Origin of the sequence: Kosakonia sp. YIM B13588 (assembly GCF_042788165.1) — a bacterium.
Lineage (GTDB): Bacteria > Pseudomonadota > Gammaproteobacteria > Enterobacterales > Enterobacteriaceae > Kosakonia > Kosakonia sacchari.
This window is the reverse complement of the sequence record NZ_JBHZPO010000001.1, coordinates 118,702-133,492: the sequence shown is the minus strand read 5'-3', so window position 1 is coordinate 133,492 and position 14,791 is coordinate 118,702. Positions and strand designations below refer to the sequence as shown.

16 protein-coding genes are annotated in these 14,791 nt (G+C 54.5%); 8 read left to right on the top strand and 8 right to left on the bottom strand.

The features are described from left to right. Positions 1–491: 491 nt before the first annotated feature. From yeaG to ACFX4U_RS00665, 4 genes are all read left to right on the top strand, one after another. A complete protein-coding gene (yeaG, locus tag ACFX4U_RS00680) occupies positions 492–2,426 on the top strand; it encodes a protein kinase YeaG (protein ID WP_200551748.1) in 1,935 nt (644 codons plus the stop codon). A gap of 65 nt (positions 2,427–2,491) precedes the next feature. Next, the gene (locus tag ACFX4U_RS00675) at positions 2,492–3,772 is read left to right on the top strand and encodes a YeaH/YhbH family protein (RefSeq protein WP_200551747.1); all 1,281 of its coding nucleotides are present in this window, start codon (positions 2,492–2,494) and stop codon (positions 3,770–3,772) included. 398 nt (positions 3,773–4,170) lie between these two features. Beyond that, a complete protein-coding gene (locus tag ACFX4U_RS00670) occupies positions 4,171–4,668 on the top strand; it encodes a YbaK/prolyl-tRNA synthetase associated domain-containing protein (protein WP_313509249.1) in 498 nt (165 codons plus the stop codon). A 314-nt stretch (positions 4,669–4,982) separates the two neighbouring features. Beyond that, positions 4,983–5,429 (top strand): DUF441 domain-containing protein, encoded by a 447-nt coding sequence (locus tag ACFX4U_RS00665; RefSeq protein WP_020454039.1) that lies wholly within the window; start codon positions 4,983–4,985, stop codon positions 5,427–5,429. Here ACFX4U_RS00665 and ACFX4U_RS00660 read toward each other — a convergent pair. The 5 genes from ACFX4U_RS00660 to ACFX4U_RS00640 all read right to left on the bottom strand — a co-directional run bounded on the left by ACFX4U_RS00660 (position 5,412) and on the right by ACFX4U_RS00640 (position 9,489). After that, positions 5,412–6,104 (bottom strand): amino acid ABC transporter permease, encoded by a 693-nt coding sequence (locus tag ACFX4U_RS00660; RefSeq protein ID WP_305736296.1) that lies wholly within the window; start codon positions 6,102–6,104, stop codon positions 5,412–5,414. The genes ACFX4U_RS00665 and ACFX4U_RS00660 overlap by 18 nt on opposite strands. Continuing rightward, positions 6,094–6,852, bottom strand: coding sequence for an amino acid ABC transporter permease (locus ACFX4U_RS00655; protein ID WP_313509246.1), 759 nt, complete (start codon positions 6,850–6,852; stop codon positions 6,094–6,096). Before ACFX4U_RS00655 ends, ACFX4U_RS00660 begins: the two co-directional genes overlap by 11 nt. Further along, complete coding sequence (locus ACFX4U_RS00650) at positions 6,852–7,673, bottom strand: amino acid ABC transporter ATP-binding protein (protein WP_313509243.1); 822 nt, start codon at positions 7,671–7,673, stop codon at positions 6,852–6,854. Before ACFX4U_RS00650 ends, ACFX4U_RS00655 begins: the two co-directional genes overlap by 1 nt. A 2-nt stretch (positions 7,674–7,675) precedes the next feature. Then, the gene (locus tag ACFX4U_RS00645; protein ID WP_313509240.1) at positions 7,676–8,500 is read right to left on the bottom strand and encodes an ABC transporter substrate-binding protein; all 825 of its coding nucleotides are present in this window, start codon (positions 8,498–8,500) and stop codon (positions 7,676–7,678) included. Between the two features lie 203 nt (positions 8,501–8,703). Continuing rightward, positions 8,704–9,489: a helix-turn-helix transcriptional regulator gene (locus ACFX4U_RS00640; RefSeq protein ID WP_200551742.1), complete on the bottom strand. Its 786-nt coding sequence runs from the start codon at positions 9,487–9,489 to the stop codon at positions 8,704–8,706. 99 nt (positions 9,490–9,588) lie between these two features. Here ACFX4U_RS00640 and ACFX4U_RS00635 point away from each other — a divergent pair, with 99 nt between their 5' ends. After that, positions 9,589–10,770, top strand: coding sequence for a CynX/NimT family MFS transporter (locus tag ACFX4U_RS00635; protein ID WP_313509237.1), 1,182 nt, complete (start codon positions 9,589–9,591; stop codon positions 10,768–10,770). Positions 10,771–10,849: 79 nt separating this feature from the next. On the opposite strand, the gene ACFX4U_RS00630 is transcribed toward ACFX4U_RS00635, so the two are convergent. Beyond that, complete coding sequence (locus ACFX4U_RS00630) at positions 10,850–11,557, bottom strand: CTP synthase (protein WP_017456493.1); 708 nt, start codon at positions 11,555–11,557, stop codon at positions 10,850–10,852. A gap of 153 nt (positions 11,558–11,710) precedes the next feature. Here ACFX4U_RS00630 and ACFX4U_RS00625 point away from each other — a divergent pair, with 153 nt between their 5' ends. Beyond that, positions 11,711–12,208, top strand: coding sequence for a DUF523 domain-containing protein (locus tag ACFX4U_RS00625; RefSeq protein WP_313509234.1), 498 nt, complete (start codon positions 11,711–11,713; stop codon positions 12,206–12,208). 2 nt (positions 12,209–12,210) lie between these two features. Beyond that, on the top strand, positions 12,211–12,558 hold the full coding sequence (locus tag ACFX4U_RS00620) for a DUF488 domain-containing protein (RefSeq protein ID WP_313509232.1): 348 nt from the start codon (positions 12,211–12,213) through the stop codon (positions 12,556–12,558). Here ACFX4U_RS00620 and ACFX4U_RS00615 read toward each other — a convergent pair. Then, a complete protein-coding gene (locus ACFX4U_RS00615; RefSeq protein ID WP_313509230.1) occupies positions 12,555–12,860 on the bottom strand; it encodes a hypothetical protein in 306 nt (101 codons plus the stop codon). The genes ACFX4U_RS00620 and ACFX4U_RS00615 overlap by 4 nt on opposite strands. 92 nt (positions 12,861–12,952) lie before the next feature. Continuing rightward, complete coding sequence (locus ACFX4U_RS00610) at positions 12,953–13,186, bottom strand: DUF333 domain-containing protein (protein ID WP_017456489.1); 234 nt, start codon at positions 13,184–13,186, stop codon at positions 12,953–12,955. Between the two features lie 319 nt (positions 13,187–13,505). Here ACFX4U_RS00610 and ACFX4U_RS00605 point away from each other — a divergent pair, with 319 nt between their 5' ends. Next, positions 13,506–14,534, top strand: a complete 1,029-nt coding sequence (locus ACFX4U_RS00605; protein ID WP_313509228.1) for a sensor domain-containing diguanylate cyclase — start codon at positions 13,506–13,508, stop codon at positions 14,532–14,534. Positions 14,535–14,791 lie beyond the last annotated feature (257 nt).

Below are 14,791 nucleotides of genomic sequence, written 5' to 3'. Positions count from 1 at the left end.
CATATCGTTTAATGGTGCCGGGCGTTATCGCCAGGCACCGCTTCTTTCGTTTTGCTGGCGACAACCGCCCTGTTAATCCTGCCTGTCATCATCCTTTAACACAGCTCGCGTACTTCTGTTGTCGATTATCGTTCTGCTCCGATGAAGTGACCATGACGGCGTCACTTTTTCCAGACTTGCGATCCCGCACATCCTGTAAAAATTTACCAACATTCGCCCGATGTAAAATGTTGGCATTTTCCAGCACAGAAACCCCATATCAAATATAAAAAATCTGTATAAATTCCATTCAATAGATATTTAATCCAAATACAGGCTGAAAAAAGCCCCTCTGCCATCAGAATCTTCTTCAGTGATAACTTGATCAAAGCTGGATACACGCTCATAACAAATAGGACGGAGCATAATTTTTATCCCGTTGGTTTGCGACGCTAAAAGTGGAAAAACTGATAGCTGTACTGTTCCCACAGATTACGAAAGGACGGCATGCCATGAATATATTCGATCACTATCGCCAGCGTTATGAAGCTGCCAAGGACGAAGAGTTCACTCTGCAGGAGTTTCTTGCCATCTGTAAGCAAGATCGCAGCGCCTATGCGAATGCTGCTGAAAGGCTGCTGATGGCCATAGGGGAACCTGTGATGGTAGACACTGCCCAGGAGCCACGGCTTTCCCGTCTCTTTTCGAACCGGGTTATCGGACGCTACCCCGCGTTCGAAGAATTTTATGGAATGGAAGAGGCGATTGAGCAAATCGTCTCATACCTCAAACACGCGGCTCAGGGTCTGGAAGAGAAGAAACAGATCCTCTATCTGCTCGGCCCGGTGGGCGGTGGTAAATCGTCGCTGGCCGAACGCCTGAAATCCTTAATGCAGCGGGTGCCAATTTACGTGCTGAGCGCTAACGGCGAGCGCAGCCCGGTTAACGACCACCCGTTGTGCCTGTTTAATCCGCAGGAAGATGCCCAGATCCTCGAAAAAGAGTACAGCGTCCCGCGCCGTTATCTCGGCACGATCATGTCGCCGTGGGCCGCCAAACGCCTGCACGACTTCGGTGGTGATATCAGCAAATTCCGCGTGGTAAAAGTCTGGCCGTCGATTCTGGAACAGATTGCGATTGCCAAAACGGAACCGGGCGATGAGAACAACCAGGACATTTCAGCGCTGGTCGGCAAAGTGGATATCCGCAAACTGGAAAACCATGCGCAAAACGATCCGGACGCCTATGGTTACTCCGGTGCGCTGTGCCGGGCGAACCAGGGCATCATGGAATTCGTCGAAATGTTTAAAGCGCCGATCAAGGTGCTGCACCCCCTGCTGACCGCCACGCAGGAGGGCAACTACAACGGTACTGAAGGCATCTCCGCTCTGCCGTTTAATGGCATCATCCTCGCCCACTCGAACGAATCCGAATGGGTGCAGTTCCGTAACAACAAAAACAACGAGGCGTTCCTTGACCGTGTTTACATCGTCAAAGTGCCTTATTGCTTGCGCATCTCAGAAGAGATGAAAATTTACGAAAAACTGCTCAACCACAGTGAGCTTTCCCATGCGCCATGCGCACCGGGAACGCTTGAAACGCTGGCCCGTTTCTCGATTCTGTCGCGTTTGAAAGAGCCGGAAAACTCCAGCGTCTACTCGAAAATGCGCGTCTACGACGGTGAAAGCCTGAAAGATACCGATCCGAAAGCGAAGTCCTATCAGGAATACCGCGACTACGCCGGTGTCGATGAAGGGATGAACGGTCTGTCGACACGTTTTGCCTTTAAGATCCTCTCACGCGTATTCAACTTCGATCACGTCGAAGTGGCAGCCAACCCGGTACACCTGTTCTACGTTCTGGAACAACAAATTGAGCGTGAGCAGTTCCCGCAAGAGCTGGCTGAACGTTACCTGGAATTCCTGAAAGGCTATCTGATCCCGAAATACGCCGAGTTTATCGGCAAAGAGATCCAGACGGCCTACCTCGAATCCTATTCCGAATATGGGCAGAACATCTTCGATCGTTATGTCACCTATGCGGATTTCTGGATTCAGGATCAGGAGTACCGCGACCCGGATACCGGCCAATTGTTTGACCGTGAATCCCTGAACGCGGAACTGGAAAAAATTGAAAAACCGGCCGGGATCAGCAACCCGAAAGATTTCCGTAATGAGATCGTTAATTTCGTGCTGCGCGCCCGCGCTAATAACAACGGACGCAACCCGAACTGGACCAGCTACGAAAAACTGCGCACGGTAATCGAGAAAAAAATGTTCTCGAACACCGAAGAGCTGTTGCCGGTGATTTCGTTCAACGCCAAAACCTCTACCGACGAGCAGAAAAAGCACGACGATTTTGTCGACCGTATGATGGAGAAAGGCTACACCCGCAAACAGGTTCGCCTGTTGTGCGAATGGTATCTGCGTGTACGTAAATCATCATAACAACGCGCAGGCCGCGCCCTGCGCGCGGCCTGTTGCAACGTTGGCATACGCAGCGGGAGGGAACTATGACCTGGTTCATTGACCGGCGTTTGAACGGTAAAAATAAAAGCACGGTTAACCGCCAGCGATTTTTACGCCGTTATAAAGCGCAAATAAAGCAGTCGATCTCCGAAGCGATCAACAAGCGTTCGGTAACCGACGTAGAGAATGGCGAATCCGTCTCCATCCCGACGGAGGATATCAGCGAACCGATGTTCCATCAGGGGCGTGGCGGCTTACGCCACCGCGTTCATCCTGGAAACGACCATTTTGTACAAAATGACCGCATCGAGCGCCCGCAAGGCGGCGGTGGCGGTGGCGGCGGTGGTCAGGGCGAAGCCAGCCCTGACGGCGAAGGTCAGGATGAGTTTGTTTTCCAGATCTCCAAAGATGAGTACCTCGATTTGCTGTTTGAGGATCTGGCACTGCCGAACCTGAAAAAGAACCAGCAACGGCAGCTTAATGAGTTCAAAACGCACCGCGCGGGCTACACCGCCAACGGCGTACCGGCGAATATCAGCGTCGTACGTTCGTTGCAAAACTCGCTGGCGCGCCGCACAGCCATGACGGCAGGAAAACGTCGTGAGCTGCGCGAACTGGAAAGCAGCCTCGAAACAGTGGCAAAAAGCGAACCTGCACAATTACTTGAAGAGGAGCGTCTGCGTAAAGAGATTGCCGAACTGCGGGCAAAAATTGAGCGCGTGCCGTTTATCGACACCTTTGACTTACGCTACAAAAACTACGAAAAACGGCCGGAACCCTCCAGCCAGGCGGTGATGTTCTGCCTGATGGACGTTTCGGGTTCCATGGATCAAGCGACCAAAGATATGGCCAAGCGTTTTTATATTCTGCTCTATCTGTTCCTGAGCCGAACCTATAAAAACGTCGAAGTGGTCTATATCCGCCATCATACGCAGGCGAAAGAGGTGGATGAACATGAGTTCTTCTACTCGCAGGAAACCGGCGGCACCATCGTTTCCAGCGCGCTGAAACTGATGGATGAAGTGGTTAAAGATCGTTACGACCCGGCGCAGTGGAATATCTACGCCGCACAGGCGTCGGACGGCGACAACTGGGCGGACGATTCACCGCTGTGTCACGAAATCCTGGCGAAGAAAATCTTGCCGGTGGTGCGTTACTACAGCTATATAGAAATCACCCGTCGGGCGCACCAGACGTTATGGCGCGAGTACGAACACCTGCAAACGATGTTCGATAATTTCGCCATTCAACATATTCGCGATCAGGAGGATATCTACCCGGTATTCCGCGAACTGTTTCATAAACAGACGACATCTACCAGCTAACCTTCCGCAGCCGGGAATCCTTTCCGGCTGCGTCTCTTCATTGCGCACCTGCGTTAAAAAAAGCATTTTGCCGGGCTAATGGATGAATTGCCGTACAAAATAGCGGCTATTTACCCTCTTGCCCGCGCGTAAATGTGGCACATTAATCCCATCGAAACATTTGTGGCACGGCGGGCGTGGATAACGTTTGCGTCGGTGCTGTTGCGCTCAGTTCATTCTGTGAACTTATTGAGCCTGGTAGCGTATGGCTACCTTTTGAAAAGAAACTAACAGTACACACAAAAAGCGTTGTTTGTAGTGCTTGTATTTTTTCGCCGCCTCTTTAAGGCGGCTTTTTTATTTTCATCTCCCGGTGCGTGAATTATTCTTAATCTTCAACGTCTTCATCGGGAGTGAACATGTCTGAAATTGCCAGCCGTAACGTCCACCAACATTTGATAAACCTGCTTGAACAGCACGACGCGCGCTTTCGCGTTGTTGAACACGAGGCCGTCGGCAAATGCGAGGCCGTCAGTGAAATTCGCGGTACCGCGCTGGGTCAGGGCGCGAAAGCGCTGCTGTGTAAGATCAAAGGTAACGGAGTGAAAAAGCATGTGCTGGCGATCCTGGCCGCCGACTTACAGGCCGACCTTTCACGCTTAGCGCAGCACTTTGGCGGCAGTAAAGCCTCGCTGGCAAGCCCGGCGGAAGTGGATGAATTGACGGCGTGCGTATTTGGCGCGATCCCCCCGTTCAGCTTTCACCCGGATCTGCACCTGGTTGCCGACCCGGTACTGTTTCAGCGCTTTGATGACATCGCGTTTAACGCCGGGTTACTGGAGAAATCGGTGATCATGAATACCGGCGACTACCTGCGCATCGCCAGGCCGGAACTGGTGGTTTTTCGCCGCGAATAACGCGCTTGTCCGGCTTACCAGCCGCTTCTTTCGAGAATCAACACGGAAATCACCAGCCCGGCGGCCAGCGTGAAGAACAGCGCGGTGATAATCAACACATCTGAAGGCATGATGGTAACTCGCAAAGGCCAGGCAGTGATTAATTCATATCTCCGAATTATGAATCGTTGATGACAATTCAGCTGACTTTTGATTAAAAACCGCCCTTCGCTTCTGGCAACTGCCTGAAATTGTCTGGCTGCATGAAAAAAGCCTGTTTCATCACTGCGTTATGCGTAGAGTAAACAGGTTTCTTTGTTGGCAAGGAATTTCTGATGTTTGATACCACGCTGTTTATTCTGCTGGCGCTCGCAGCGCTGGGTTTTGTCAGCCATAACACCACCGTTGCAGTCTCCATTCTGGTGCTGATCATTGTACGCATCACCCCGCTCAATACCTTCTTCCCGTGGATTGAAAAACAGGGGCTCACCGTTGGCATTATTATCCTCACCATTGGCGTGATGGCGCCGATTGCCAGCGGCTCATTACCGCCCTCGACGCTGCTGCATTCGTTTGTGAACTGGAAATCGCTGGTGGCGATTGCGGTTGGCGTTTTTGTTTCGTGGCTGGGTGGACGCGGCGTAACGTTGATGAGTTCGCAACCCTCGCTGGTGGCGGGATTACTGGTCGGTACCGTGTTGGGTGTGGCCCTGTTCCGGGGTGTTCCGGTCGGGCCACTGATTGCGGCAGGGTTAGTTTCGCTGCTAATTGGCCGGCAGTGAATGGCGCCGCTGCCACAGTTTGACCGTGAATTCCAGCATGCTGCACAGCAGATAATAGACCAGGCCGGTAAAGACAAACAGCGCGGCGGGATACACCTGCACCCGGTTATTCACCTGGCCTGCGACAGTCGTCAGTTCCGGTACGTTGACAATAAACGCCAGCGACGTGTCTTTCAGCAGCGCGATAAGCAAACCGATATACGACGGCAGCGCGTTGCGTAACGCCTGCGGCAACAGCACCAGCCGCAGGATTTGCGCACTGCCAAACCCGCTACTGAGCGCGGCTTCGTACTGCCCTTTCGGCAGCGCCCCGAGCGCGGCAAGGGTCGAATACATCACCGACGCCGAGGTAAACCACGCCAGCGCCAGCGTCACGGTCACCGCACCGGGAAGATCAGCGCCGGTTAACCAGGGCAGTAAAAACCACAGCCAGAAGATAACGAAGATCAGCGGAATACCACGAATCAACTCCGCCCAGAGAAAGAGCACTTTGCGTGGCCAGCCGCGAAAGCGCCATGCGCAGCACGCCAGTAGTACGCCGCCGGGAAACGCCAGAATCGCCGCACCGACGGTCATCAGCAGCGATAACAGTACCCCGCCAGGCTCGCCCTGCACCGCTCGCCCCCACAGTAAATAATCGAGGTTATCGGTGATCACGGTGATATTAGCGATCATGTTGCACCTCCGCTGCACGGCGCAGCGCCCGCCAGTTACGCGGCAGGTTGAACAACACGCTCATCACCAGCCCCAGCAGTAAATAGAGCGCGCTGCCGATGGCAAACGCTTCCAGCGCGTGGGCGTTAAAACTCTCGATCTGCCGGGTCTGGTAGGTTAACTCCCCCAGCCCGATCCCGGTCGCCAGCGAAGAGAGCTTCATCAGATTCAGGTACTGCCCCACCACCGGCTGCCAGGCATTCTGTAACCCCTGCGGCAGCAACACCCAGCGGAACAACGCCAGTGGGCTAAAGCCCTGCGATTGCGCGGCTTCAACCTGTCCACGCGGCACCGCGTGCAGACCCGACTGGATCTCTTCAACCAGAAAGGCTGCGGTAAACAGCCCCAGCGCCCAGGCCGATGAGAGAAACTCTGGCGTAAACCACCAGACATCGCCCGGCAAAATGCTGAACGCGTGATCGTCGTTAACGTACTGGCGGAAACTCTGCGGCAACACATTCCAGGCGGCGAAATACCAGAACAACAGTTGCACCAAAAGCGGTGTATTGCGAAACAGCGACACCCACATCACCACCACGCCTCGCCCGATTTTGCCACCGGCCAGGCGCAGCGCCAGCAGCAGCACCGTCAATACCGTCGCCAGTACGGTTCCCGCCACGGTTACCCAGATGGTGGTAAGAAAACCGGAAGTGATCCATTGGGCGGGTTGCCCGGTAAGCACGCCCGCCCAGTCGAGATGCAGCGCCATCACAACTCCTTGTTATCTGCGTGCAGCGGGTTGAGCACTTTCTGTAAAAAGCGCTGCGCGCGCGGGTGCTGCGGAGCAGAGAAGAATTGCGCCGGTGCAGCCTGCTCCAGGATTTCGCCACCGTCAATGAAGATCACGCGGTCGGCAATTTCGCGGGCAAACTGCATTTCATGGGTCACCACAATCAGCGTAATGCCGCTGTGCGCCAGCGATTTCATCACCTGCAACACTTCGCCGATCATCTCTGGATCAAGCGCCGAAGTTGGCTCATCAAACAGAATGATATGCGGGTCGGCAGCCAGGGTGCGGGCGATTGCCACGCGTTGCTGTTGCCCGCCGGAAAGCTGCGCCGGGTAGTGATGCGCTTTATCCTGCAAACCCACGCGCGCCAGCAGCGCCAGCGCGATGGCCTGCGCCTCGGCGGCGGTTTTGCCGTGAATACGGCGTAACGCCAGCGTAATGTTATCCAGCGCGTTGAGGTGGGCATAAAGATTAAATTGCTGAAAGACGAAACCGACATGACGGCGCAACTCACGAAGCTGGCGCCCTTTCAACTGGCTGGTCGGCTGACCGTCAACATAGATCTCCCCGCCGCTCAGGGTTTCGAGCTGGTTAATCAAACGGATAAGCGTTGATTTACCGGAACCCGACGGCCCGCACACTGCCAGCACCTCCCCGGCGGTAACCCGTAAATCAATCGACTTTAATACCACGTTGTCGCCATAGCGTTTGCTCGCCTGGCGAAACTCCACCGTGCCTTTCGCCACGGGCAAAGCCTCTGTGGCATCCGCCACAGAGGTAGAAAAAAGACCTGCCAGCATAGTTACTTCGCTTCTATGGTAAAGCTGCGTGGAGCGGGCGTTTTGGTTTGCGGGCCAAACCAGGTGTCGTAAATTTTTGCCGCGTCGCCGTTTTTCTCAAGGTTGACCAGCTCAGCATTGACTGCGTTAAGCAATGCGGTTTCGCCTTTGCTGACGCCGACGCCAATTTCCTCTTTTGACAACAGCTCCGGCAGGATTTTGAATTTCGCTTTATCCGGCGCTTCCGCCAGCAGCCCGGCCAGAATGGTGCTGTCCTGAGTGATTGCCTGCACGTTGCCGTTACGCAACGCGGTCAGCGCCAGCGGGATATCGTCATAAGCCAGCACGCGAGATTGCGGGAAACGCTGGTGCAGCGTCTGCTCGCCGGTGGTGCCTTTAACCGCGCCGATGCGCGCTTTGCTGTAGGCATCCAGCTTGTCGACCGCAGAAGCCGGTACGAGGAATTGCTGACCGGTGACAAAATACGGCGTGGAGAAGTCGATCACCTGCGCGCGTTCCGGGGTGATGGTGATATCCGCAACGATCAAATCCACTTTGCCGGATTGCAACAGCGGAATGCGGTTTGCCGGGTTCGTCGCCACCAGCTGCAGTTTTACGCCGAGGCTTTTTGCCAGCGCTTTGGCAAAATCGACGTCATAACCCACGATATCATGCGATTTAGGATCGATAGCGCCGAACGGCGGGTTGGCGTCAAACGTCGCCACCTTGACGACGCCAGCGGCTTTGATATCCGCCAGTTTGTCCGCGTGAGCGGAAAAAGAGAGCGCTGAAAGCAGCGCCAGTGCGCTGATTACGCCTGTTTTTTTCGTGTGTGATGAGGTTGCCATGCTAATCCTTATGCCCTGTTATTGTGTTAATTGAGCGCTAAAGTCACACAACCTTATTCATCAGACAAATATCAAAAAGTGCATTGATTATCTGAAAAAGTTATTAAAAACAAACCTCCCATACTTACTACTTATCTTTCCAGCTCTGCCAGAACAAACGCACCAAACCCACATAAAAACAACGGAATAGAGAGCAGAAAATGTCACGCTTCGCCGAGCGCCGCCAGATAACGCCCCGGCGTCTGCCCAAGCCCCTTTTTAAACATGGTGATAAAGGCGGTCGTCGAGTCATACCCTAGCGCCTGCGCAATGTGCTGCACCGGGTGGCCGTCAATTAATAACCGTAGCGCGAGGATCAGCTGCATCTGATGCCGCCAGCGACGAAAGCTTAGCCCGGTTTCTTTAACCACCAGCCGCGCCAGATTGCGCTCGCTCATGGCAAACACCTGCGCCCACTGCGCCAGTGTTTGCCTGTCTGCCGGATTGCTTTCCATGCTGTCGACCATCTGGCGGATCTTCGGGTGTGCGGAAACCGGTAATTGCAAGTGCATTTGCGGCTGTGCCGGCAGTTCATCAAACAGCACCTGCACCAACCGCCGGGTGGCGGGTTGCCGCCGCTGGGCAGGCGTGCGCGCGGCTAATGTGAGGATCAACTCGCGTACCAGTGCCGAAACTTTGAGCGTACAACAGTGCTCCGGCATCACCACCGACCAGGGTTCAACAAACAGGAAACAGAGCTGCGCATTCGCCGTGGCGCGGTTGCTGTGCGGAACCTGCCCCGGAAGCCACATCGCATGGTGCGGCGGCACCATCCAGCGGGCATGTTCGACCTCGCAGGTGATCGCGCCTTTCAATGCCAGAATGAGTTGCCCTTTGCGATGGTGATGCGCCGGGATCAATTGTTCACTCTCTTCAACGGTGATGCTAAACGCCACCGCCATTTCCTGCTGGCTGTCAGGATCGTAACCACCGAGCCCAAGTCCGTGCATTAAATTGTCCGAATTTAGCGATAAAGTGTCATTCTAGCTTGATTCAAACAGCGGCAAAAACCGTTATCGTAGCGGCCTGTTATTTTTTCCGAGAACACCATGACTAACAGCCTTCCTTCCCGTGGTAAGCAAACCGTGCTGCTGATTGCCGGGATCCTGATGATTGCCACCACGCTACGTGTCACCTTTACTGGCGCAGCGCCGTTGCTGGATGCGATTCGCGCGGAATATGGGTTAACCACGGCGCAAACCGGCATGCTCACCACTCTGCCACTGCTGGCTTTTGCGTTGATATCGCCGCTGGCGGCCGGGGTAGCGCGCCGTTTCGGCATGGAACGCAGCCTGTTCGCGGCGATGGTGCTGATTTGCCTTGGCATCGCCCTGCGTTCCCTGCCCTCAGCACTGCTGCTGTTTACGGGTACAGCGATCATTGGCTGCGGGATCGCGCTCGGCAACGTGCTATTACCGGGGATAATAAAACGCGACTTCGCCCAACATGTGGCGAAACTGACGGGCGCTTACTCACTCACCATGGGAGCAGCGGCGGCGCTCGGCTCGTCGGTCGTGGTGCCGCTGGCGCAATACGGTGCGGGCTGGCATGGCGCACTATTGATGCTGATGATCTTTCCGCTACTGGCACTATTGCTGTGGCTACCAAGATTGCGCCACGGCGCACCCGCGGCACTCAGTAGCGCAGGCGCGCTGCAAAACCGCGGGATCTGGCGCTCCTGGCTTGCCTGGCAGGTCACGCTGTTTTTAGGGATCAACTCATTAATCTATTACATCGTGATTGGCTGGCTGCCGTCGATTCTGATAGCGCAAGGTTTCAGTGACGCGCAGGCGGGTTCTGTACACGGCATTTTGCAACTGGCGACGGCAATGCCGGGTCTGCTGGTGCCGCTGGTTTTACACCGGTTGAAAGATCAGCGCGGTATCGCCGTCGTGGTCGCGCTGCTGTGTGCCGTCGGTTCGCTGGGATTGTGGCTGGTGCCGGACCATGCCACGCTCTGGACCCTTGTTTTTGGCTTTGGCTCCGGTGCGACCATGATCCTCGGGTTAACGTTTATCGGGCTGCGTGCCAGCACCGCTCATCAGGCTGCCGCACTTTCCGGTATGGCGCAATCGGTCGGCTATCTGCTGGCGGCTTGCGGGCCGCCGCTAATGGGGAAAATTCATGATGCCAGCGGCGACTGGCATCTTCCGCTGCTGGCGTGTGCTGTGTTATCGGTCGTGATGGCGGTGTGCGGAGCATTCGCCGGGCGCGATCGCGAAGTGGTGTAATACGTGCAAATCACTCCCCCTCTCCAGGAGAGAGATGTTTCGGAGTAGCTAACAAAAACAGGCCCGCAGGCCTGTTTTTTTATTCACATGCCTCACGCAGCATCGCCTGAACCAGCGGCACCGGACGCCCGGCGAGCGCCGCGCGTTCATGCTGGAACAAGGTGGCGACAAAAAACGGGTGCGTCACCAGCTCAACGGCACGGATTTCTCCGTCTTCATCCCAACCGGTAACCCGCAGATCGCCGCTTTCCAGCTCGCGGGCAAACTCTTCTGCTACGCCAAAGCTGCACCGGTAGGTTTCCTCAATCAGCTCGCGCCCATAAGCGCGGGCAATTAACGTATTAGGACGCAGCTCGATAGCACCGTTTTGATCCACCAGCGCACAGGTCAGCGGCGTGATCACCATCCGGCCAATGTTTTCCGTTTCGGCGTGCGCCGCATCTGCCCAGCCCAGCACATTGCGGGCATATTCAATGACCGCATGCTGGAAGCCGCCGCACGTCCCGAGGAACGGCACCGCGTTTTCACGTGCGTATTTGATGGCAATAAACGCGCCATTGGCGTTTTTATAGGGGCTTCCCGGCACAACCCAGATGGCGTCATAGCCAACCAGATCTTCATCGCTGTTGATTTCGCTGGTGGGTAACCAGTCGTAATCCGCAGTAATTTCCAGCACGGCGGCGGCATCGTCAATCGCCAGCGGGATAGCCTGATGCGCGACAACGTCGTGGCTGTAATCGCCGACCAACGCGATGCGTAATGTTTTTTTCGGAGGAATGTGATGCATGAAAGTGTCCTTATGCCGGAGCGGATAACGAATAACATAAGGAATATCACATTAGCTGTCTTTTAATGTAATCACAACACCTTAAAATCAGCAGGCATATATCATGTAAAATTATGAAAAATACATTTCCGGCAAGGCATTAAGGCGAACGCTATGCACCAAACCAAAATTCTCGTCAGTGCATGTCTGATGGGTTTCAACGTGCGTTATAACGGCAGTGCTAAAGCGCTTATGCAGGAGACACTGCGACGCTGGCAGCAGGAAGATCGTCTGGTGATCCACTGCCCGGAGCTGGCCGCTGGTTTACCCGTGCCGCGAAGACCGGCAGAGATTGTCGCAGGTCATGGCGCAGACGTGATGCGCGAACAGGCGCGGATTGTCGAAAACGATGGGCGGGATGTTACCGCACACTATCAGTTAGCCGCCTGGCTGGCGCTGCAGGCTGCACAAAACGTAGGTTGCCGCGCAGCGCTGCTCACCGATGGCAGCCCCACCTGCGGCAGCCAGTTTATCTATAATGGAACTTTCAGCGGCACGCGGCGGCAAGGTATGGGCGTAGCGACTGCGTTGCTGGAAGAACACGGCATTCGCGTCTTTTCCGACCAGCAATTACCGGCGCTGGTGGCGTGGATTGAAGAGAGGGAGAGATAACCATGATCCAGTGCAAACGGGTATATGATCCCGCCGCCGATGACGACGGCTATCGTGTGTTAGTCGACAGGCTCTGGCCGCGCGGTATTAAGAAAAGCGATTTACCCTGTGATGAGTGGAATAAAACGCTGGCACCGTCAACGGAGCTGCGCAAAGCGTTTCACGGCGGTGCCATTGATTTCGCCGCGTTCAGTGAAAGCTATCGTCAGGAACTTGCCGCGCAGGAAGCGGAAGGGAAAAAGCTGGCGGCACGCGGGATAAAAGGCACCGTCACGCTGTTATACGCGGCAAAAAATACGGAGCAAAACCACGCGCTGGTGCTGGCGCAATGGCTTCGCTCGCTGGTTTAGCCGATCACGCGCTCGCGCACATCCTGCGGTTCGCTGTCCGGTTGCAGCGGCATCAAATGTTCAGCGCGCACAAACGCGAACCCGTGCTGACCATCAAAGGCGGTCACATCGCCGGTCACCAGCCACAGTGCACGCACGGCATTATGCGGCATTTCTGTTACCACGCCATTAACCGGGTTAAGAAAACGCTCGCCGGGCTGACACAGCCCAAAAAGCTCAACGGATTTGCCAATATTGCTGCGACCATTGGCGGTTTGGGCGCCGATAATTAAAGCCGGGCTGCCCGGACGTAACTGGAACATGCTTCTCTCATGCGCTCCCGCGCCAGCTAAAAATAGGATAATTCTGAGTAAGAAGTGTACCCTGGCGACCCGGCGATTGTCACGTGGTGCAATTACGGGTGGTCGCGCCGCCACAGTGCCCATTCATCGATCACTTCACCGCCCGGCAATTTGCACTCCGTGCGAACACCCTGCGGGCTTTGCACCGGTACGCGCTCTCCGCCCCGCTGCTGACAATAAACCGCCGCCGGGTTAGCCATACCAATTTGTGGGTGGCGGGGAGATTCAGGTTGTGTGGAAGAACACGCCGCGAGAACAACAGGTAACGCCAGTAACCAATAACGCATCTTTTTTTTCCTTAAATCGCCTGTAAACCGCTTTCCAGCATAGCCACGTAGCAGAGATATCTCCATGATTTCTCCATTCTTACTGCACTTTGAGCGGGTATAGTTAGCCTCGTTCTCACCCATGACCAGAGAACATCATTCCGTAATCAATGAGTTTTTGCCCCGCTTCATCAACGGGGCTTTTTTTTCGTTCCCGCCTGCTACTTTTTACTGCCATCTCGCTACGATATGTAAATCACTCTTCTTTCATGATTTAATGACGCGCCATAAATTCTTCAGCTTTAATGTCCATATCACCAGGACACAGGAGTAAAAAGTCATGTCCGATTTCATTCTCGCCCGTGTCTCTGAAGCGCTTACAAAAGAGCAGTCGCTTGAAGGTTTAGTTCGCCAGTTTCTGGAAATGCTGGAAATGGTGACGGATATGGAATCGACGTACTTAACAACCATTACTGACAATCCCCGCCTGCAACATATTGTCTATTCGCGCAACAGCAAGCAGCTTGATATCCCGGAAGGTTTCTCCCTGCCGTGGGGGGATAGTCTGTGCAAGCGCGCGCTGGATGACGACTGTCCGTTCAGCAATGACGTTGCCAACCGCTGGAAAGATTGCGAAGCAGCGCAGGCGCTGGGCATCACCACCTATTTAAGCACCCCGGTTCATCTGACCGATGGTTCGCTTTATGGCACGCTGTGCGCCGCCAGTCATGCCAAAAAATCGCTGAGCGTGCGTGGCAAACAGGTACTGCGACTGTTTGCCGGGCTGATCGCGCAATTCATTGAAAAAGAGAGTCTCGTTGATCAGTTACGCGAAGCGAACGCGGCGCTGATCGCCTACTCCTACACCGATGCGCTGACGGGTTTACCCAACCGGCGCGCTATCTTCGAGAACCTCGCCACGCTGTTTTCCCTCGCCCGCCATCTGGAAATGCACGTGATTATTGCGTTTATCGATCTTGATAATTTCAAAGGCATTAATGACCAGTTGGGACATGAGGCTGGCGATCAGTTTCTGATTGACGTGGGCAAGCGACTGGCGACGGATCGCGGTAAAGACGATATTGTCGGGCGTCTTGGCGGGGATGAGTTTTTACTCGCCTGCCTTGGCGGACCGCTGAAGCAGGAGGAAAGCATGCATTTGATGTCGCTGAAAAAAAACCTCGATAAACGCATTACCGGCGAATATCAGCTCGGGGAAAAACGGATTTTCTACCCAGGCGCCAGCGTGGGCGTCATCGAAATCAACCCGCAACTGACCGATGCTGACGGTGCGTTACAAGCGGCAGATGAAGCGATGTATCACGTGAAGAAGAATAAAGAAAAAAAACCCTTTATTCGTCTCAATTAAGTGAATCTCTGTGACGCGAAGGCTTGAGAAAAATCTCATTTTCTTCTATTTCTTATACAATTGATTTCTGGCGATTATCGCCAGCCAAGGAGTTTTCGTGAGAAAGACAACCATCATTATGCTCATCGTGGCGGTTATTGCTGTGGCCGGAACCCAATTCGGTTGGTGGTAATTGCGCGTCAGGATTTTTATTAAGCCGTAAGCCTAAGCGCATGATGGAGTCATCTGAACAGAACACCACCAACTCATTGATTTGG

What these genes read in the sequence shown, in the direction of transcription:
- yeaG (WP_200551748.1), top strand. Translation starts at nt 492, where the DNA reads ATGAATATATTCGATCACTATCGCCAGCGTTATGAAGCTGCCAAGGAC.
- ACFX4U_RS00675 (WP_200551747.1), top strand. Translation starts at nt 2,492, where the DNA reads ATGACCTGGTTCATTGACCGGCGTTTGAACGGTAAAAATAAAAGCACG.
- ACFX4U_RS00670 (WP_313509249.1), top strand. Translation starts at nt 4,171, where the DNA reads ATGTCTGAAATTGCCAGCCGTAACGTCCACCAACATTTGATAAACCTG.
- ACFX4U_RS00665 (WP_020454039.1), top strand. Translation starts at nt 4,983, where the DNA reads ATGTTTGATACCACGCTGTTTATTCTGCTGGCGCTCGCAGCGCTGGGT.
- ACFX4U_RS00660 (WP_305736296.1), bottom strand. Translation starts at nt 6,104, where the DNA reads ATGATCGCTAATATCACCGTGATCACCGATAACCTCGATTATTTACTG.
- ACFX4U_RS00655 (WP_313509246.1), bottom strand. Translation starts at nt 6,852, where the DNA reads ATGGCGCTGCATCTCGACTGGGCGGGCGTGCTTACCGGGCAACCCGCC.
- ACFX4U_RS00650 (WP_313509243.1), bottom strand. Translation starts at nt 7,673, where the DNA reads ATGCTGGCAGGTCTTTTTTCTACCTCTGTGGCGGATGCCACAGAGGCT.
- ACFX4U_RS00645 (WP_313509240.1), bottom strand. Translation starts at nt 8,500, where the DNA reads ATGGCAACCTCATCACACACGAAAAAAACAGGCGTAATCAGCGCACTG.
- ACFX4U_RS00640 (WP_200551742.1), bottom strand. Translation starts at nt 9,489, where the DNA reads ATGCACGGACTTGGGCTCGGTGGTTACGATCCTGACAGCCAGCAGGAA.
- ACFX4U_RS00635 (WP_313509237.1), top strand. Translation starts at nt 9,589, where the DNA reads ATGACTAACAGCCTTCCTTCCCGTGGTAAGCAAACCGTGCTGCTGATT.
- ACFX4U_RS00630 (WP_017456493.1), bottom strand. Translation starts at nt 11,557, where the DNA reads ATGCATCACATTCCTCCGAAAAAAACATTACGCATCGCGTTGGTCGGC.
- ACFX4U_RS00625 (WP_313509234.1), top strand. Translation starts at nt 11,711, where the DNA reads ATGCACCAAACCAAAATTCTCGTCAGTGCATGTCTGATGGGTTTCAAC.
- ACFX4U_RS00620 (WP_313509232.1), top strand. Translation starts at nt 12,211, where the DNA reads ATGATCCAGTGCAAACGGGTATATGATCCCGCCGCCGATGACGACGGC.
- ACFX4U_RS00615 (WP_313509230.1), bottom strand. Translation starts at nt 12,860, where the DNA reads ATGTTCCAGTTACGTCCGGGCAGCCCGGCTTTAATTATCGGCGCCCAA.
- ACFX4U_RS00610 (WP_017456489.1), bottom strand. Translation starts at nt 13,186, where the DNA reads ATGCGTTATTGGTTACTGGCGTTACCTGTTGTTCTCGCGGCGTGTTCT.
- ACFX4U_RS00605 (WP_313509228.1), top strand. Translation starts at nt 13,506, where the DNA reads ATGTCCGATTTCATTCTCGCCCGTGTCTCTGAAGCGCTTACAAAAGAG.